The following is an 18,078-nucleotide window of genomic DNA, read 5'->3' as shown; positions in this document are numbered from 1 at the left end:
GCCGGCCTCTTTTATTTGAACGGAGCCCACGATGAGCAACACCGCCATCCTCGACGTCGACAGCCTGAAGGTCGTGTTCGAAACCGATAACGGCCCGGTGGTCGCCGTCGACGGGCTGAGCTTCGAGATCCGCTCGGGCGAGTGCGTCGCGGTGGTGGGCGAATCCGGTTCGGGCAAGTCGGTGACGGCGATGTCGATCCTCGGGCTCGGCAAGTTCTCCGGTGGCCGGATCGCCGAAGGCTCCATCCGTTTCCGCCGCAAGGACGCGAGAGTGGTCGACCTCGCCGCGGCCGACGAAGGCTTGCTGCGCGCCATTCGCGGCAACGAGATTGCCATGGTGTTCCAGGAGCCGATGACCTCGCTGAACCCGGTGTTCACCGTCGGCGAGCAGATCGCCGAGGTGATCCGGCTGCACCAGAAGGCCGATGCCGCCGACGCGGCGCGCCAGGCGGTGGAGCTGTTGAAGCGGGTGCGTATCCCGGAGCCGGAACGGCGCTTCACGCAATATCCGCATGAGCTGTCGGGCGGTATGCGGCAGCGCGTGGTGATCGCCATCGCGCTCGCCTGTTCGCCGCGCCTGCTCATCGCCGACGAGCCGACGACGGCGCTCGACGTAACGATCCAGGCGCAGATCCTCGAGTTGGTGCGCAGCCTCGCCGCCGAGGGCGATATGGCGGTGCTGTTCATCACCCACGACATGGGCGTCGTTGCCGAAATGGCCGACCGCGTGGTGGTGATGCGACACGGCAGGAAGGTCGAGGAGGCGGCGACGCGCGAACTCTTCGCCCGGCCGCGCGAAGCCTATACCCAGCAGTTGCTCGCCGCGGTGCCGCGGCTCGGCTCGATGCAGGGGGCCAGCCGGCCGGCAAAGTTCGGCGAGGCGCTGGCGCACGATGCGCCCCCGACGCATCGGCCGCTGCTCGAGGTGAAGCACCTCATCACCCGCTTTCCGGTGAAGAAGGGCGTGCTGCAGCGCCATGTCGCCAATGTGCACGCGGTGGACGACGTGTCGTTCAGCATCGGCAGCGGCGAGACGCTGGCGCTGGTCGGCGAATCCGGGTGCGGCAAGTCGACCACCGGCCGCTCGCTGCTGCGGCTGGTCGAGCCGAAATCGGGCAGCGTGACGCTCGAGGGCGACGAACTCACGCGCCTCTCCGGCGACGCGTTGCGCAAGAAACGCCGCGATATGCAGATCATCTTCCAGGACCCCTACGCGGCGCTCGATCCGCGGCTCACTGCCTTCGAGCAGGTGGCCGAGCCGCTGGTGATCCATGGCGTCGAAGCGGGCTCGGCACTGCGCGACCGGGTGGTCGGGCTGATCCGGCGCGTCGGGCTTTCCGACGAACAGCTCGAACGCTATCCGCACGAATTCTCGGGCGGCCAACGCCAGCGGCTCTGCATTGCGCGAGCCCTGACCCTGTCACCCAAGCTGATCGTTGCCGATGAGCCGGTGTCGGCGCTCGATGTCTCGATCCAGGCGCAGGTGGTCAACCTGATGATCGAGCTGCAGCAGGAGCTGGGGCTGAGCTACCTGTTCATTTCGCATGACATGGCGGTGGTGGAGCGGGTCAGCCACCGCGTCGCGGTGATGCATATGGGCCGGATCGTCGAGATGGGGCCGCGCAACGCGGTGTTCGGCGACCCGCGCCATCCCTATACGCGCACCTTGCTCGCCGCTGTGCCCAACCCCGATCCGACCGCCTCGCGGCGGCCGGTGCCGCCGGCCGGCCTGCTGCCTTCGCCGATCTATCCGGTCGGCCATGACCCGGCGCCGCCGCGCTATGACGAGGTCGGGGCCAACCATTTCGTTCTCGCCGCCTGAGTTAAGCCATTGATTTTGTCGCGCTTTCGAACCGGAAAAGTCTGCAACTTTTCCTGAACGCGCTCGAGCTTCGGAGACCACTATGCTTTCGGCTTTTTCCGCCCCCGGCCGCTTCTGGAAGGGGAACCTCCACACCCACTCGAACCGCTCGGACGGCGCGCTCGATCCGGCAGAGGTCTGCCGCCGCTATCGCGAGGCGGGCTATGATTTCCTCTGCCTCTCCGATCACTTCCTGCCGCAGTTCAGCTTTCCGCTGACCGACACGCGCGACTATCGCACCGAGGCTTTCACCACGCTGATCGGCGCCGAACTGCATGCACCGGCGACGCATCTGGGCGATCTCTGGCACATCTTGGCCGTCGGCCTGCCGCACGACTTCGCCGCGACACCCGAGGGCGAGGATGGTCCAGCGCTGGCCCGGCGCGCCGCGGCGGCCGGCGCCTTTGTCGGCATCGCGCACCCGCAATGGTACGGGCTCGATTTCACCGACGGGCTGGCGCTCGATGCTGCGCACGCGGTCGAGATCTACAACCACACCTGCGAGATGCTGTCGGCCCGGCCCGACGGCGTGGTGCTGTTCGACGACCTGATGACGCGCGGTAAGAAGCTCAGCGGCTTTGCTTCCGACGACGCGCATTTCCATTCTAACGACAGCTTTGGCGGCTGGGTGCAGGTGAAGTCCGAAACGCTGGAGCCCGAAGCGCTGCTCGCGGCGCTGAAGGCCGGCAATTACTACGCCAGCACCGGCCCGGAGATCGTCTCGATCGAACGCGATGGCGACAGGCTGAGCGTTGCCGCCTCGCCGGTGCGCAGCATCGTCCTGGCCGGCCCCGGCGCCAAATCGGCGGTGGTGCATGGTGAGGCCATCACCACGGCCGAGCTCGATCTTTCCCGCTTCGCCGGCGGCTGGTGCCGCGTCGTCGTCACCGACATCAACGGCAAGCGCGCCTGGGCGCAGCCGTTCGAGGTTTAGGTCGCTTCAGGGATGGGTGGGTCGCCGGCTGCGGGAGGTGAGCTGGCCGGATACGGCGGACGAGATGGTCCACCGGCTCGCCTCCCCACCGGATGTCATCCCAGCGAAAGCTGGGACCCATTTCAAAGCCCACGCCGACGGCGAGTTGGGTCCCAGCTTTCGCTGGGATGACACCGAGTTGGTGGGGCAAACGGTGCCCCATTGAGGAGATGTCCCTACGAGAAAAATCACTGCCGCTTGCCGATCTCGGCGCTGTCCACCGTCCACGCCACGGCCTGATCGCTGAGCGTAAACCCGAGGCCGGGGCGGTCGGAGACGAGCATGCGGCCGTCCTTGATTTCGAGATGCTCGTTGAACAGCGGGTCGAGCCAGTCGAAATGCTCGACCCAGGTGTCGTGGGCATAGGCGGCGGCGAGATGCAGATGGATCTCCATGGCGAAGTGCGGCGCCATTTTGAGATATTTCTGCTCGGCGATGGTGGCGATCTTCAGGAACTGGGTAATGCCGCCGACCCGCGGCGCGTCGGGCTGGATAAAATCCACGGCGTCGTGCTGGATCAGATTGAGATGCTCGGCAACGCTGGTCAGCATTTCGCCCGAGGCGATCGGCGTTACCAGTTGCGCGGCCAGCCGGGCATGGCCCTCGACATCGTAGGCATCGAGCGGCTCTTCGATCCAGACCAGGTTGAACTCCTCCAGCGCCCGCCCGACGCGCTCGGCGGTCGGGCGGTCCCATTGCTGGTTGGCGTCGACCATCAGCGGTACGCGATCGCCGACGACCTTGCGCACCGCATCGAGCCGGGCGAGATCGGCCGTCGGGTCGGGCTAGCCGACCTTGATCTTGAGGCCACCGATGCCGGCGGCAATCGAGGCTTCGCAGTTCTCGACCAACTGCTCGACCGGGGTGGAGAGGAACCCGCCCGAGGTATTGTAGCAGCGCACCGCGTCGCGCCGCGCTCCGAGGAGCTTGGCCAGCGGCAGGCCGGCGCGCTTGGCCTTCATGTCCCACAACGCGACGTCGAAGGCGGCGATGGCCTGGGTCGCGAGCCCGCTGCGGCCGACCGAGGCGCCGGCCCAGACCAGCTTGTCCCAGAGCCGGGCGATGTCATTGGGGTCTTCGCCGATCAGGTTGGGCGCGACCTCCCTGGCATGGGCGTAGAGCCCATAGCCACCGGCGCGCTTGGAGTAGGAAAAGCCGATGCCGTGGTGGCCGCGCTCGCTCTCGATTTCGGCGAACAGCATCGCTACTTCGGTCAGCGGTTTCTGCCGTCCGGTGAGCACCTTGGCGTCGCTGATCGGCGCCTTGAGCGGCAACAGGATCAGCGACAGTTTTATCCAGGCGATGCGGTCGGTGGTCGCCGCTCCGGGAGCCAGGCCGGCGAGGGGGGCGGCGGCAGGGATGTTTGTCGTCATCGGGAGACTCCGGGGTCAGGCGTCGTCTTCAGGGCTTGAGAGCCCACGTCCCGCCGCGCTGTCGGTGAAAGGGCTGCAGAGTCATATGATAAGCTAGGGCGTATTGGCCTGGATCAGCGCGCGATAGCGCTGCTGGCTGCCCTTGAGGTGCTTGCGCATCGCCTCGCGCGCCGCGGCCTCGTCGGCATTGGCGATGGCCTGGGCGATCTGGCGATGCTCGTCGAGAATGCGGTCGAGATAGGAAGCGCGCACCGCCTCCGCGCCGTTGGCCTGGATGGCGAAGCGGGGGATGGCCGCCTGGCCCAGCAGGTCGAGGAATTCCGGGAAGCGCGGGTTGTTGGTGGCGGCGGCAATGGCGCGGTGGAAGGCGAAGTCCGCCTCGTTGGAGCGCTCGCCGCGGGCGATCTGGGCGGCCACCACATTATGGGTGCGGAAGATCTCCTCCTCCTGCTGCGGCGAGCGGCGCAGCGCTGCAAGGCCGGCAGCCTCGATCTCGACCGCGGCGCGCAGCTCAAGTGTTTCGAGGATCGAAGAAATCCGCGCCGGATCGATGCTCTGGAAGGCGAAGGCAATGGGCGCGGTGCGGGCCGTGACGAAGACGCCGGCGCCCTGGTGGGATTCGACGATGCCGTCGGCCTGGAGGCTGGCCACCGCTTCGCGCACCACGGTGCGGCTGACGGCGAAGCGCTCGGTGAGGTGCGACTGCGAGGGCAGCTTGTCGCCGACGCTGAAACGGCCGGAGGCGATTTCGGCGCGCAACTCCTCGCTGACCTGTTTGACCAGGCTGCCGCGGGCGCGGCCAACCGGCAGCATATCTGTCATGAATTGGCCCCCAGACTGCCGGGACATGAAAGGAATTGCAGCAGCATATAGCGACAGTCGGCGGAAGCAAACCGACTACGTCCAGGTCGTATGACGAGTGTCGATCAGTTGGCGACCCGTGCTGTTCTTCGGTCTAGCCGCTCAGCGTGTCGACTTTGCGCAAGGCTGGGAACAGGCGCGACCAGAGCAGCACCACTGCGAGGGTGCCGATGCCGCCGACGGCGACGGCGGCGACCGGGCCGATGAAGCCGGCGAAGACGCCGGCGCGGAATTCGCCGAGCTGGTTCGAGGTGCCGATGAACAGCGAGTTCACGGCGTTGACGCGGCCGCGCATGTGGTCGGGGGTGAGGAGCTGGACAAGCGAACTCCGCACCACGACGCTCACCGTGTCGGAAGCGCCAAGGATGATCAGCATCACCACCGAGAGCACGATGTTGGTCGAATAGGCGAAGACGATGGTGGCGGCGCCGAAGATGGCGACGGCCACCAGCATCTTGATGCCGACGCGGTGCTGCAGCGGGAAGCGGGCGAGCAGCAGCGACATCACCACGGCGCCGATCGCCGGGGCCATGCGGAGAAAGCCGAGGGCCCAGGGGCCGGCATGGAGGATGTCCCGGGCATAGACCGGCAGCATGGCGGTGGCGCCGCCGAGCAGCACGGCGAAGAGATCGAGCGAGATCGACCCCAGCATCACCGGTTTGCTCTTGATGAACACCACCCCGGCGAACACCGACTCGAAGGTCATCGGGGCACGGGCAGGCAGGGTGGCGGGTTTGTCGATCTTCAGCACATTGTAGCTGGCGACAAGGAACAGCACACCCGAGGCGAGGAACGGCACCACGTCGCCGAAGCCGTAGAGAATGCCGCCCAGCGCCGGGCCGATGATCAGCGCGGTCTGCATGACCGAGGTCGAAGTGGCGACGGCGCTCTGCAGCTGCGCCATGGGGACGATCCCCGGCAGCAGCGCCGCCATGCTGGGGCGCTCGAAGGCCTGCGCGGCGCCGAGCACGGTCACCGCGGCAAAGATCCCCCAGGTCGGCAGCCAGCCCTGCCAGATGCCGAGCGCGATGAAGCCCATGGTGACGGCCTCGATCACCTGGCAGACGAGGCCGATCTGGCGGCGGTCGAACTGGTCGGCGACGTGTCCGGCGAGGAACGTCAGCACCAGCATGGGCAGGAACTGGAACAGCCCGACCAGCCCGAGGTCGAACGGGTTGCGGGTGCGATCGTAGATCAGCCAGCCGATCGCCACCGCCGAACCCTGGAACGCCACGGACGACAGCGCCCGGGACGAGAGGAAATGACGGAACGAGGGGATGTGGATGACGTGGGGCGTAGAGGAGGGCATTGGGCCGACAGGGAACATATCGAGCGGGCTCGCTCAAGCGGGACGATAGTCGTGGAGGCTGAGGCGCGAGCAGGGGCGTCCCCTCTCCCCTCAGGGGAGAGGGCTAGGGTGAGGGGTGAGGCAGTTCAGCGTGCTGGGCGATCCAGCATAACTGAGAGGCTGCACCCCTCACCCTAGCTGCGCTAACTCGCTGGGCGAGGGGACGGGGAGGCTATTCCGGTTTGCCCAACAATCCCCGTACCCCCAACCAGCTCTGCAACATCTCCGCCCACGGATCCGACAACAGCCCCGACTTGCCGAAGCCGAAGCCGTGGGCGCCGTTGCCGAAGACGTGCAGTTCGGCTGGGATGCCGGCATTGTGCCAGGCCTCGTAAAGGCGGACCGAGGAGAGCGGGGCGACCGATTTGTCGTCGTCGGAAATGGCGAGGAACAGCGGCGGCGCATCCGGTGGCAGCGGCAGGCCGGCGCGCCAGGCCGGGTAGATGCCGACGGCGAAATCCGGGCGGCTATCGGCATCATGCTCGAACACCGGCCCCAGGGTGACGGCGCCGCCGGCCGAGAAGCCGCCGATGCCGATGCGGGTGGAGTCGAGGCCCCAGTCGGCGGCGTGCTGGCGGACGAAACGGATCGCCTGCCGGCCGTCTTCCTCGCCCCACAGGCGAGCTTCGGCGATTGCTGGGTTTGACGGCGGCGCGGCACCCATCGGGCCGGGCTGGTGCAGCCGGCGCTGCAGCTCGTTGCGGAAGTCGAGCAGGTCGGCGTCGGCCTCGGGCGTCTGCGCCAGGCGGTATTTCAGCACGAAGGCGGTGATACCGAGCCCGGCCAGCCAGCGGGCCATGTCATAGCCCTCATGATCGATCATCAGGAAATGGAAGGCGCCGCCGGGGGCGACGATCATCGCCGTGCCGGTAGCCTTGCCGGGTTCGGGGAGGAAGGCGGTGAGGCTAGGGATGACGACGTTGCGGGTCAGCCGCCGGCTGGCAGTGGTCCACGGGATCTGCATGGTCGATTCCCGATGCGTCCAGTGCTCCGAACCCGGGGCGCGACCCTCACCCGGCCAGATCCGATAGACGCCGGCGGCGTCGGGTGCCTCTGGCGGCCGCTGCTGGTCGATGGCGTTCATGTCGTCTCCCCTTACGAGCGTAGTCGCCGGTATTCTGGTCAGCCGCGCCGTCAGGGCAAGTGATTTGCAGCATTGGCGGATCGGCGACCCGAACCCTCACTCGAAGCTGCAGGTCGAGCTTCCGATACCGGCAAAATCGACGGTGAGGGTCTGGCCCGGCAGCACCTGCAGGATCGGGGCGCAGGAGCCGGTGGCGACGCTTTCCCCGGCGCTGATCTGGCGGCCGTCGCGAACCAGTTCGTGAGCAAGCCACGCAATCGCCTCGAGCGGATGGCCAGAGATGGCCTTGCCCAGACCGGTCATCATCACCTTGCCGTCGATGCTGGCGGTCATCTCGGCCTGGCCGAGGGACTGCCAGTCGATGCGCACTGCCGGGCCGCAGATGGTCGCCACATGCAGGCCGAAATCAGCGATGGCGGTCGGCGTGTCATGGGGGCCACCGACCACGCGGCGTCCGACGAGGCCGATGGCCGGCCGGCAGGCGACGATGGCTTCACCGACCGAGTGCCGGTCTATGCTTTCGTTGCTGTCGGGATAGCTTCGGCCGATGACGAAGACCAGTTCGCACTGGGCGCCGACGATGCCGCGGGGCAGGCGGATATGCTGCGGACCGGAGAAGAAATCACGCCGTGGAATCGGCCCGTAGATCGGCTGGTCGAGGCCGAGAAACCGCGCACAGGCGGGATTGGTGCCGGCCAGCGCGTAGCCGATCGGCTCGGCCTCGTAGTCGTCGAGTGCCGCGAGTTGCACGGTGTAGGCGTCAACCTTGGCGGTGACGGCGTCGAGCTGCAGCGCCGTGGCGGTGCCGGCCACCCGGTTGCCGGCGAGGCTCGCGGCGATGGTGTCGGTGCTGATCATAGTCGTGAACTCCAGTACTGACGCGGGAGACAGACCCTCGCCGAACCGGAAGTCAAATAGGAATGTCATATGTATTGGCGTCCCCTAGACCGAAGCTACGGAACTTTATGTCGCGGCTATTTCTTTGCTTGGGGCGTCCAATCGAAATCCTACTGGGGCAGTGTCTAGATTGTTGCGGCGGCAGGTCGTCCGGGTGTTGTCCGGAGCCGCTGCGGATTGGCCGGCAGACCGGCCGCAACCAGGACCTTACGAGATGTACACCCCTCGCTACGGCATGCATTACGTCACGCAACAGACCAGCGAAGCGCGGCTCAACGCCATTCGCCAGCACCGGGAGGCCATCATGGGACGGTCCCGTGGCGCGGCGCCTCCATCCATCCATGACGAAGAGTCTGGCGCGCTGTGGCGCATGCTGACGACCGTCGCGGTGGTGTTCGTCGTGGTGCTCGGCGGCGTCGTTGCCATGTGGGCGGCGGGGCTGGCCTGATGCGTAGTGCAATGGTCACCACACCCCCGCACCGGGGCCGCTTCATGGTCGGTCGCGACGACAAGGGCAACTGGATCGTCAGCGACAGCATGGGGCTCACCGGCGGCATTTTCGTAGACCGCCAGTCGGCGGTGCATTTTGCCATGGAAGAATGCGACTACGCCCCAGGCGAAGTCTGCGCCGCCCCCGCCGAAATGGTGCTGAGCGTCGACACGCTCTTCGCCCCGGGGCCGTTGCGCAAGGCCGGGTGAGGTCAGGGTACGCGGCCCGCTTTGGCGGGCTGCGCACCGGGCTGCGCCCGGAGAATTCCTATAGGTTTTTTATTTCTTTTCGGTCGGGTTGTTCTCGAAACCCTATGCCGACCGCGCGCATATCTCTTCCCGCAATTCTGAACAGTTGGCCGCTGCCGCTTCCGGCGGCGGCACTGGTGCTTGTCCCGAAAGACCTGGGATGGGCCGCAACTCACTGGAGTACTGAACGATGGACATAGTCGTTCTAGCGATCGGGTTAGTATTCTTCACCCTCGCGTATGCCTACGTTACCGCCTGCGACAAGCTCTGAGCGAAAGGCCAAGCGATGCTGCTCGATTTTATTCTCGGGGGCGCGGTGGCGCTGTTCCTGCTCGTTTACCTGGTCTTCGCTCTGGTTCGTCCCGAGCGTTTCTAGGCTGTTGTTTTGTCGCGCTTCCGAGGTGGGAAAGTCCTGCAACTTTTCCTCGAAGCGCTTCTAGGGACCGGAAAGATCCTCCCATGACCCTTCTCGGCTGGATTCAGATCCTCGTTTTCTGCGGGATCATCGTTCTGCTCGTCAAACCCCTCGGGGCCTACATGACGCGCGTTTTCAATGGCGAGAGCACCTGGCTGCAGCCGGTGCTCCGCCCCATAGAGCGCGGGCTCTACCGCGTCGCCGGCACCCGCGAGGATGAAGAGCAGAACTGGGTCACCTACGCGGTGGCCATGCTGCTGTTCAACTTCGCGGGCTTCATCATCCTGTACTTGCTGCAACGGTTCCAGGCGGTGTTGCCGCTGAACCCGGCGGGCATGGCCGAGGTCGGTCCCGAGCTCGCCTTCAACACCGCGGCGAGCTTCGTCACCAACACCAATTGGCAGAACTATGGTGGCGAGACCACGATGAGCTACCTGACCCAGATGATGGGCCTGGCGGTGCAGAACTTCGTTTCCGCCGCCACCGGTATTGCCGTCGCCATGGCGGTGATCCGCGCCTTCTCGCGCAAGTCGGTTTCGACACTCGGCAACTTCTGGGTCGACCTGGTACGGGGCACCTTCTACATCCTGCTGCCGATCTGCATCATCGGCACGCTTGTCCTCGTCTGGCAGGGCGTGCCGCAGAACCTCGATGCCTATACGGCTGCCGTGACGCTGGAAGGCACGCAGCAGAGCATCGCGCAGGGCCCGGTGGCCTCGCAGATGATGATCAAGTATCTGGGCACCAACGGTGGCGGCTTCTTCAACGTCAATGCCGCGCATCCGTTCGAGAACCCGACGGCGCTCACCAACCTGATCTCGATGGTGTCGATCTTCGCCATCGGCGCGGCACTGACCAATGTGTTCGGCCGCATGGTCGGCAACCAGAAGCAGGGTTGGGCGATCTTCATCACCATGGGCGTGCTGTTCCTGGTTGGCGTCACCGTCTGCTACTGGGCAGAAGCCGCGGGCAACCCGCTGGTGCATGCGCTCGGCATCGACGGCGGCAATATGGAGGGCAAGGAAGTCCGCTTCGGCGTGCCGCTTTCCGCGCTGTTCGCGGTGGTCACTACGGCGGCCTCGTGCGGTGCAGTCAATGCCATGCACGACAGCTTCATGGCGCTCGGCGGCATGATCCCGATGATCAACATGATGCTGGGTGAGATCATCATCGGCGGCGTCGGCGCCGGTTTCTACGGCATCGTGCTGTTCGTAGTCGTCGCCATCTTCGTCGCCGGGCTGATGGTCGGCCGCACGCCCGAATACCTGGGCAAGAAGATCGAGGCCAAGGAAGTAAAGATGGCGATGCTCGCTATCCTCTGCCTGCCGCTCGCCATGCTCGGCTTCACCGCCATCAGTGTCGTACTGCCGTTCGGGGTGTCGTCGATCTGGAACCCCGGCCCGCACGGCTTCTCCGAGGTGCTCTACGCCTATACCTCGGCGGCGGCGAACAATGGTTCGGCCTTCGGCGGGCTCTCGGGCAATACGCCCTGGTACAACATCACGCTCGGTATCGGCATGCTGATGGGGCGGTTCCTGGTGATCATCCCCGCCTTGGCGCTGGCCGGCTCGCTGGTGCAGAAGAAGACCGTTCCGGCTTCCGCCGGCACGCTGCCCACGCATGGCATGCTGTTCATCGGGCTGCTGCTCGGCGTCATCCTGGTGGTCGGCGGGCTCACCTTCATCCCGGCACTGGCACTCGGCCCGATCGTCGAGCACCTAGCGATGCTCGGCGGCCAGACCTTCTGATGCTCACCCTCACATATCCAGCGCGGCGCTCGCATGAGCCCGCCGCGCCCCAAGGAACCCACTGGAGCCTCTCATGAGCCAGTTGAAATCGGCGAGCCTGTTCGACACTCGCATCCTCGTCCCCGCCATCGGCGGCGCGTTCAGGAAACTGAACCCGAAAAGTCTGATCAAGAACCCGGTGATGTTCGTCGTCGCCGTCGTCTCCGCCTTCACCACCGTGTTGTTCGTCAAGGACCTGGTGACCGGTTCGGGCAATCTGGGCTTCTCGTTCCAGATCAACCTGTGGCTGTGGTTCACCGTGCTGTTCGCCAACTTCGCCGAAGCGGTGGCCGAAGGCCGCGGCAAGGCGCAGGCGGATTCGCTGCGCCGGGCGCGGACCGAAACGCAGGCCAAGCTGCTGCCGCCCGAGGGGCGCGGCAGCTTCCGAATGGTGCCGGGCACCAGCCTCAAGGTCGGCGATACCGTTTTGGTCGAAGCCGGCGACATCATTCCGTCCGACGGCGAAGTGATCGAAGGCATCGCCTCGGTCAACGAGGCGGCGATCACCGGTGAGTCAGCTCCCGTCATCCGCGAGTCGGGCGGCGACCGCTCGGCGGTCACCGGCGGCACCCAGGTGCTCAGCGACTGGATCCGGGTGCGCATCACCGCGGCCCCGGGTTCGACCTTCCTCGATCGCATGATTTCGCTGGTGGAAGGCGCCGAGCGGCAGAAGACGCCGAACGAGATCGCGCTCAACATCCTGCTCGCCGGCATGACGCTGATCTTCGTGCTCGCCGTCGCCACCATTCCGGGCTTCGTCGCCTATGCCGGCGGCAACGTGCCGATGGTGGTGCTGGTGGCGCTGTTCGTGACACTGATTCCGACCACCATCGGGGCACTGCTCTCGGCCATCGGCATTGCCGGCATGGACCGGCTGGTGCGCTTCAACGTCTTGGCCATGTCGGGCCGCGCCGTCGAGGCGGCGGGCGACGTCGATACGCTGCTGCTCGACAAGACCGGCACGATCACGCTCGGCAACCGGCAGGCGACGGCGTTCCATCCGGTCGCCGGGGTCAGCGAGGCCGAACTCGCAGATGCGGCGCAGCTCGCCTCGCTGGCCGACGAGACGCCGGAGGGTCGCTCGATCGTCGTTCTTGCCAAGGACAAATACGGCATCCGTGGCCGCGACATGCAAAGCCTCAATGCCAGCTTCGTGCCGTTCACGGCGCAGAGCCGGATGAGCGGCGTCGATGTCGGCGGCTCGTCGATCCGCAAGGGTGCGGTCGATGCGGTGCTGAAATATGTCGGGGAAGGCGCGGCCAACAGCGCCGACACCATCCGCGAGCTCCGCACGATTTCTGACGAGATCGCCAAATCCGGCGCGACGCCTCTGGCGGTGGCCCGCGATGGCAAGCTCCTCGGCATCGTGCAGCTCAAGGACATCGTCAAGGGCGGCATCCGCGAACGCTTTGCGGAACTGCGCCGTATGGGCATCCGCACCGTGATGATCACCGGCGACAACCCGATGACCGCCGCGGCGATCGCGGCGGAAGCGGGCGTCGACGACTTTCTCGCCCAGGCGACGCCGGAGAACAAGCTGAGCCTGATCCGCGAGGAGCAGGCCAAAGGTAAGCTCGTTGCCATGTGCGGCGACGGTACCAACGACGCACCGGCGCTGGCGCAGGCCGATGTCGGCGTCGCGATGAACACCGGTACGGTGGCGGCGCGCGAAGCCGGCAACATGGTCGACCTCGACAGCGACCCGACCAAGCTGATCGAGATCGTCGAGATCGGCAAGCAGTTGCTGATGACCCGCGGGGCGCTGACGACCTTCTCGATCGCCAACGACATCGCCAAGTATTTCGCCATCATCCCGGCGATGTTCCTGGCGTTCTACCCGCAGCTCGGCGCGCTCAACGTCATGGGGCTGGCAACGCCCGAGAGCGCCATCCTCTCGGCCATCATCTTCAACGCCCTGATCATCGTGGCGCTGATCCCGCTGTCGCTGCGCGGCGTGAAGTACCGGGCGGTTGGCGCCGGGGCGCTCTTGAGCCGCAACCTCCTCGTCTACGGGCTGGGCGGCATCATCGTGCCGTTCGCCGGCATCAAGGCCATCGACATGGCGATCACCGCCATCGGCCTCGCGTAAGGATCTTTCGAAATGCTGAAGCAACTGAGACCCGCACTCATCATGATCGTCGCGCTGACGGTGATCACCGGGCTGCTCTATCCGGTCGCCATGACCGGGCTGTCGCAGGCGCTGTTCCCTTCTCAGGCGCATGGCAGCCTGGTCGAGAAGGACGGACAGGTGATCGGCTCGGAACTGATCGGCCAGGCGTTCACTGCGCCGCGCTACTTCCATGGCCGTCCCTCGGCCGCCGGCGATGGCTACAACGCCGCCGCCTCGTCGGGCTCCAATCTGGGGCCGACCAACCCGGCGCTGCTCGAACGCATCAAGACCGAGGCCGCGGCACTCAAGGCCGAGAACCCCAACGCGCCGGTGCCGATGGACCTCGTCACCACCTCGGGCAGCGGGCTCGATCCGCATATCACCCCGGAGGCCGCTTACTTTCAGGTGCCGCGCGTCGCCCAGGCCCGTGGCATGGACGAAGCCGCGGTTACCGAGCTGGTGCGCCAGCATGTCGAGGCGCCGTTGCTCGGCTTCATGGGCGAGCCGGTGGTCAATGTGCTGAAACTCAACCTGGCGCTCGATGGCGCCAGCGCATCCTGAGCGAGAGCAGGAAAAGTTGCAGACTTTTCCGGTTCGGTCTCGCGACCAGACAATGACCTGGAGCTGGAGTGCGATTCAACGAAACGCAATCCTGCTCCAACACGATATAGGTGGGGTGCCGGTGTTGACCGCGCCCTGCCGTTCGCCGCGGCAGGCGGAGATGCTTGATGAATAACGGCCGACCCTCCCCCGATGCGCTGCTCGAGCAGGCCGAACGCGAAAACCGCGGTCGGCTGAAGATCTTTCTCGGCGCGGCGCCGGGCGTGGGCAAGACCTACGAGATGCTGCTGTCAGGGCGGGCCAAGCTCGCCGAGGGCGTCGACGTGGTGATCGGCGTGGTCGAGACGCATGGACGCAAGGAGACCGAGGCGCTGGTTCTGGGCTTCGAGGTCATCCCTCGGGTGCAGATCGACTACAAGGGGCGGCTGCTCGAGGAGATGGACCTCGACGCCATCCTCAATCGCCGCCCGCAGCTGGTGCTGGTCGACGAGCTGGCGCATACCAACGCCGCCGGCAGCCGCCATCCCAAGCGCTATCTCGATGTCGAGGAGCTGTTGTCGCGCGGCATCGATGTCTACACCACCGTCAACGTGCAGCATGTCGAAAGCCTCAACGACGTGGTGGCGCAGATCACCCGGATCCGGGTACGCGAGACGGTGCCGGATTCGATTATCGACCGCGCCGACGATGTCGAGATCATCGACATCACGCCGGACGACCTGTTGAAACGGCTCAGCGACGGCAAGGTCTATGTGCCGACCACGGCGCGGCGCGCCGTCGAGAATTACTTCTCGCCGGGCAACCTCACGGCGCTGCGCGAGCTGGCGCTGCGGCGCACGGCGCAGCGGGTCGACGACCAGTTGCTCAGCCATATGCAGAGCCACGCCATCAATGGCCCATGGGCGGCCGGCGAGCGAGTGCTGGTCTGTGTCGACGAACATGCGCGCGGGCCCTCGCTGGTGCGCTACGCCCGGCGGCTGGCCGACCGGCTGCGCGGGCCGTTCGTGGCGCTCAACATCGAGACGATCCGCACGGCGGGCGTCTCGGATGCCGGCAAGGACCAACTGGCCGCCAGCCTCCGGCTCGCCGAGCAACTGGGGGGAGAGGCGGTGGTGCTGCCCGGTCAGCACATCGCCACCGAGATCGTGCGCTATGCCGCCGCCAACAACGTCACCCACATCGTCATCGGCAAGCCGGTAAAGCCGCAATGGCGCGAGTGGCTGCAGGGTTCGGTGTCGCACGACCTGATCCGCCACGCCGGCGACATCAGCGTGCACGTCATCGCCGGCACGGTCGAAAAGGGCATAAAGCCTGCGTCAGGCCTGATCCAGGTCACGCCGCCGCGCTTCGAGCTGCTGCCGTACCTGTGGAGCGTCGGCTTCGTGGCGGTGGCGCTCGGCGCCGGCCTGCTGCTCGATCGGGTACTCGATGTCACCAATATCGCGCTGGTGTTCCTGATGGCGGTGCTGGCGGCAGCACTGAGCTTCGGGCTCGGCGCGGCTTTGTTCGCCTCGTTGATCAGCGCGTTGCTGCTGAACTTCTTCTTCCTGCCGCCGCTCTATACGCTCAACATCAGCGACCCCGAAAGCGTCATCGCGCTCGGCTTCTTTCTCGGTGTGGCGTTCATCGCCAGCAACCTGACCTCGCGGGTGCAGCGGCAGGCCGCGGCAGCGCGGCAGCGGGCCCGCACCACCGAGGATCTCTACCTGTTTTCGAAGAAGCTCGCCGGCGCCGGCACACTCGACGACGTGCTGTGGGCCACCGCCTACCAGATCGCCTCGATGCTGAAGCTGCGCGTGGTGCTGTTGTTGCCGGAGAACGGCAGTATCGCCGTAAAGGCCGGCTATCCGCCCGACGATACGTTCGATGAGGCCGATGTCGCCGCCGCCCGCTGGGCCTGGGAGAACGACCGCGCGGCCGGCCGTGGCGCCGACACGCTGCCCGGCGCCAAGCGGCTCTATCTGCCGCTGAAGACCGGCCGCGTCCCGGTCGGCGTGGTGGGGCTCGACAATGACAAGCCGGGGCCGCTGCTCACCCCGGACCAGCGCCGGCTGCTCGATGCACTGACCGACCAGGCGGCGCTCGCCATCGAACGCATCCAGCTGGTTGACGACGTCGAGCGCGCCAAACTCGCGGCCGAAGCCGACCGGCTGCGCTCGGCGCTCCTGACCTCGATCTCGCATGACCTGAAGACCCCGCTGGCCGCCATACTCGCCGCCGCCGGGATGCTGCGCGAGCCGCCCGATGGGCTCGCCAAGGACGATGAGGCGGAACTGCTGGGCACCGTGGTGGACGAATCTGAGCGGCTCAACCGCTTCATCGCCAATCTGCTCGATATGACGCGGATCGAATCGGGGGCGACAGCGCCCAATGCGGGGCTGAACTTCGTCGGCGATATCGTCGGTACCGCGTTGCAGCGCACGCAGAAGATCACCGCCGGGCACACCGTCGCCGTCGATATCCCGGCCGACCTGCCGATGATCAATGTCGATCCGGTGCTGTTCGAGCAGGTGCTGTTCAACCTCATCGACAACGCTGCGAAATATGCGCCGGAGGGAACGACCATCGGGCTCAAGGGCTGGGTCGACAGTGCTTCGGTGGTGCTGCAGGTGATCGACGAGGGGCCGGGCATCCCGGCCGAGGATCTCGAACGGGTGTTCGACAGCTTCTACCGGGTGCGGAAAGTCGATCAGGTGCGGGCGGGGACCGGGCTCGGCCTATCGATCTGCCGCGGTTTCGTCGAGGCGATGGGCGGGACGATTTCCGCCGCGAACCGGCAGGACCGCTCGGGCGCACTCTTCACCATCAGGATGCCGCTCCCCTCTGGGGTATCCGACCTCAACGCGCCAGACATGGGTGAGCTGAAATGAGCAACTCGGCCGTGAAGATCCTCGTCATCGACGACGAGCCGCCCATCCGCAAGCTGTTGCGGATGGGGCTCGGCGCGCAGGGCTATGCGATCACTGAGGCGGGCAGTGCCAGGTTCGCGCTCGAAGCGCTGAAGGCGGAGCGGCCCGACCTGATCCTGCTGGACCTCGGGCTGCCTGACATTTCCGGCCATGATCTGCTGGCGCGCTGGCGCGACGAGGGGCGCGACCTGCCGGTGGTGGTGCTGTCGAGCCGTACCGACGAGGCGGGGATCGTCAAGGCGCTCGAGCTCGGCGCCGACGACTATGTGACCAAGCCCTTCGGCATGAACGAGTTGGCCGCCCGCATCCGGGTGGCGCTGCGGCACCGGCTGCAGCAGCAGGGCGAACGCCCGGTGTTCGTCACCGGCGGGCTGTCGGTCGACCTGGTCAAGCGGATCGTCAAGGTCGACGGCAAGGAGGTGAAGCTCTCGCCCAAGGAATACGACATCCTGCGCCTCCTGGTGCAGCACGCTGGCAGGGTGCTGACCCACCACTTTCTGCTCGAGCAGGTGTGGGACGGCACCACCGATGTGCAGTATCTGCGCGTTTATGTCCGGCAGCTCAGGCAAAAGATCGAACAAACGCCCGATCAGCCGCGCTATATCACCACCGAAACCGGCGTGGGCTACCGCCTGCACGAGGCCGACCCGATCGAGCCGGCGCCGGCCGGCCAGAACTAGAGTGACCAGATGAATATCGCCGAACTGCTTCGACCGGAAAACGTGCTGGTCGATCTGGACGCGTCATCCAAATCGCAATTGCTGCAGCAGCTGTCGGACCGCGCCGCCCGGGCTACCGGTCTCGACCAGGCGGTGGTGCTTAACGGGCTCAGCCATCGCGAGACGCTCGGCTCGACCGGTATCGGGCAGGGGATCGCCATCCCGCACACCGCGCCTGCCGGGCTCGATGTACCGTTCGCGCTGCTGGCGCGAACGGCGAAACCGGTGGAGTTCGACGCTGTCGACGATCGACCGGTCGACCTTATCTTCCTGCTGCTGTCGCCGGCCGATCGGACCTCGCATCTCAAGGCGCTGTCGGTGGTGTCGCGGCAGCTGCGGTCAGCCGGGGTGACGGAAAGGCTGCGGCGGGCGCGGACGGCAGCGGAAATGTATACGGCAATGACGGCGGAGTAAGAGGGCCTTCAGTCGGGAACCCCTCCCC

General features: G+C 66.2%; 15 protein-coding genes and 1 pseudogene. 11 read left to right on the top strand and 5 right to left on the bottom strand.

Annotation, left to right across the window (positions count from 1 at the left end; translation table 11 throughout):
* Positions 1–31 precede the first annotated feature (31 nt).
* Together AC1ROK_RS20945 and AC1ROK_RS20940 are read left to right on the top strand one after the other, a co-directional pair.
* The gene (locus AC1ROK_RS20945) at positions 32–1,822 is read left to right on the top strand and encodes an ABC transporter ATP-binding protein (RefSeq protein ID WP_492850503.1); all 1,791 of its coding nucleotides are present in this window, start codon (positions 32–34) and stop codon (positions 1,820–1,822) included.
* A gap of 82 nt (positions 1,823–1,904) precedes the next feature.
* Positions 1,905–2,795, top strand: coding sequence for a CehA/McbA family metallohydrolase (locus tag AC1ROK_RS20940; protein ID WP_492850501.1), 891 nt, complete (start codon positions 1,905–1,907; stop codon positions 2,793–2,795).
* Positions 2,796–3,022: 227 nt separating this feature from the next.
* Here the strand turns inward: AC1ROK_RS20940 and AC1ROK_RS20935 are convergent.
* The 5 genes and pseudogenes from AC1ROK_RS20935 to AC1ROK_RS20915 all read right to left on the bottom strand — a co-directional run bounded on the left by AC1ROK_RS20935 (position 3,023) and on the right by AC1ROK_RS20915 (position 8,358).
* Positions 3,023–4,207, bottom strand: a pseudogene (locus tag AC1ROK_RS20935) (L-talarate/galactarate dehydratase).
* Between the two features lie 93 nt (positions 4,208–4,300).
* Entirely contained in the window at positions 4,301–5,029 is a 729-nt protein-coding gene (locus AC1ROK_RS20930; protein ID WP_492850499.1) for a FadR/GntR family transcriptional regulator, read from the bottom strand.
* Between the two features lie 133 nt (positions 5,030–5,162).
* On the bottom strand, positions 5,163–6,377 hold the full coding sequence (locus AC1ROK_RS20925) for an MFS transporter (protein WP_492850497.1): 1,215 nt from the start codon (positions 6,375–6,377) through the stop codon (positions 5,163–5,165).
* Between the two features lie 211 nt (positions 6,378–6,588).
* A complete protein-coding gene (locus AC1ROK_RS20920) occupies positions 6,589–7,500 on the bottom strand; it encodes an alpha/beta hydrolase (protein ID WP_492850495.1) in 912 nt (303 codons plus the stop codon).
* A gap of 96 nt (positions 7,501–7,596) precedes the next feature.
* Positions 7,597–8,358 carry a 2-keto-4-pentenoate hydratase gene (locus AC1ROK_RS20915; RefSeq protein WP_492850493.1) on the bottom strand — a complete coding sequence of 254 codons (762 nt, stop codon included), beginning with the start codon at positions 8,356–8,358 and terminating at the stop codon, positions 7,597–7,599.
* A gap of 253 nt (positions 8,359–8,611) precedes the next feature.
* Here AC1ROK_RS20915 and AC1ROK_RS20910 point away from each other — a divergent pair, with 253 nt between their 5' ends.
* The 9 genes from AC1ROK_RS20910 (at position 8,612) to AC1ROK_RS20870 (ending at position 18,050) form a co-directional block, all read left to right on the top strand.
* The gene (locus tag AC1ROK_RS20910; RefSeq protein ID WP_492850491.1) at positions 8,612–8,845 is read left to right on the top strand and encodes a hypothetical protein; all 234 of its coding nucleotides are present in this window, start codon (positions 8,612–8,614) and stop codon (positions 8,843–8,845) included.
* An 11-nt stretch (positions 8,846–8,856) separates the two neighbouring features.
* Entirely contained in the window at positions 8,857–9,096 is a 240-nt protein-coding gene (locus AC1ROK_RS20905; protein ID WP_492850489.1) for a hypothetical protein, read from the top strand.
* 325 nt (positions 9,097–9,421) lie between these two features.
* The gene (kdpF, locus tag AC1ROK_RS20900) at positions 9,422–9,511 is read left to right on the top strand and encodes a K(+)-transporting ATPase subunit F (RefSeq protein WP_492850487.1); all 90 of its coding nucleotides are present in this window, start codon (positions 9,422–9,424) and stop codon (positions 9,509–9,511) included.
* A gap of 83 nt (positions 9,512–9,594) precedes the next feature.
* Positions 9,595–11,298 (top strand): potassium-transporting ATPase subunit KdpA, encoded by a 1,704-nt coding sequence (kdpA, locus tag AC1ROK_RS20895; protein WP_492850485.1) that lies wholly within the window; start codon positions 9,595–9,597, stop codon positions 11,296–11,298.
* Between the two features lie 73 nt (positions 11,299–11,371).
* Positions 11,372–13,426, top strand: coding sequence for a potassium-transporting ATPase subunit KdpB (gene kdpB, locus AC1ROK_RS20890; RefSeq protein ID WP_492850483.1), 2,055 nt, complete (start codon positions 11,372–11,374; stop codon positions 13,424–13,426).
* A gap of 12 nt (positions 13,427–13,438) precedes the next feature.
* Positions 13,439–14,008, top strand: a complete 570-nt coding sequence (gene kdpC, locus AC1ROK_RS20885) for a potassium-transporting ATPase subunit KdpC (protein WP_492850481.1) — start codon at positions 13,439–13,441, stop codon at positions 14,006–14,008.
* A 167-nt stretch (positions 14,009–14,175) separates the two neighbouring features.
* Positions 14,176–16,878: a DUF4118 domain-containing protein gene (locus AC1ROK_RS20880; protein ID WP_492850479.1), complete on the top strand. Its 2,703-nt coding sequence runs from the start codon at positions 14,176–14,178 to the stop codon at positions 16,876–16,878.
* The gene (locus AC1ROK_RS20875; protein ID WP_492850477.1) at positions 16,875–17,597 is read left to right on the top strand and encodes a response regulator transcription factor; all 723 of its coding nucleotides are present in this window, start codon (positions 16,875–16,877) and stop codon (positions 17,595–17,597) included. Before AC1ROK_RS20880 ends, AC1ROK_RS20875 begins: the two co-directional genes overlap by 4 nt.
* A 9-nt stretch (positions 17,598–17,606) precedes the next feature.
* Positions 17,607–18,050, top strand: coding sequence for a PTS sugar transporter subunit IIA (locus tag AC1ROK_RS20870; RefSeq protein WP_492850475.1), 444 nt, complete (start codon positions 17,607–17,609; stop codon positions 18,048–18,050).
* The last annotated feature ends 28 nt before the right edge of the window (positions 18,051–18,078 follow it).

Source organism: Devosia sp. GW821-FHT12F11 (genome assembly GCF_058806655.1).
This window is presented reverse-complemented; position numbering and strand designations above follow the sequence as displayed.

Bases quoted from the DNA above. Each gene is read 5' to 3' on its own strand.
- AC1ROK_RS20915 (WP_492850493.1), bottom strand. From the start codon at position 8,358: ATGATCAGCACCGACACCATCGCCGCGAGCCTCGCCGGCAACCGGGTG.
- AC1ROK_RS20880 (WP_492850479.1), top strand. From the start codon at position 14,176: ATGAATAACGGCCGACCCTCCCCCGATGCGCTGCTCGAGCAGGCCGAA.
- AC1ROK_RS20905 (WP_492850489.1), top strand. From the start codon at position 8,857: ATGGTCACCACACCCCCGCACCGGGGCCGCTTCATGGTCGGTCGCGAC.
- AC1ROK_RS20910 (WP_492850491.1), top strand. From the start codon at position 8,612: ATGTACACCCCTCGCTACGGCATGCATTACGTCACGCAACAGACCAGC.
- AC1ROK_RS20930 (WP_492850499.1), bottom strand. From the start codon at position 5,029: ATGACAGATATGCTGCCGGTTGGCCGCGCCCGCGGCAGCCTGGTCAAA.
- AC1ROK_RS20925 (WP_492850497.1), bottom strand. From the start codon at position 6,377: ATGCCCTCCTCTACGCCCCACGTCATCCACATCCCCTCGTTCCGTCAT.
- AC1ROK_RS20945 (WP_492850503.1), top strand. From the start codon at position 32: ATGAGCAACACCGCCATCCTCGACGTCGACAGCCTGAAGGTCGTGTTC.
- kdpC (WP_492850481.1), top strand. From the start codon at position 13,439: ATGCTGAAGCAACTGAGACCCGCACTCATCATGATCGTCGCGCTGACG.
- AC1ROK_RS20920 (WP_492850495.1), bottom strand. From the start codon at position 7,500: ATGAACGCCATCGACCAGCAGCGGCCGCCAGAGGCACCCGACGCCGCC.
- kdpF (WP_492850487.1), top strand. From the start codon at position 9,422: ATGCTGCTCGATTTTATTCTCGGGGGCGCGGTGGCGCTGTTCCTGCTC.
- AC1ROK_RS20875 (WP_492850477.1), top strand. From the start codon at position 16,875: ATGAGCAACTCGGCCGTGAAGATCCTCGTCATCGACGACGAGCCGCCC.
- kdpB (WP_492850483.1), top strand. From the start codon at position 11,372: ATGAGCCAGTTGAAATCGGCGAGCCTGTTCGACACTCGCATCCTCGTC.
- AC1ROK_RS20940 (WP_492850501.1), top strand. From the start codon at position 1,905: ATGCTTTCGGCTTTTTCCGCCCCCGGCCGCTTCTGGAAGGGGAACCTC.
- kdpA (WP_492850485.1), top strand. From the start codon at position 9,595: ATGACCCTTCTCGGCTGGATTCAGATCCTCGTTTTCTGCGGGATCATC.
- AC1ROK_RS20870 (WP_492850475.1), top strand. From the start codon at position 17,607: ATGAATATCGCCGAACTGCTTCGACCGGAAAACGTGCTGGTCGATCTG.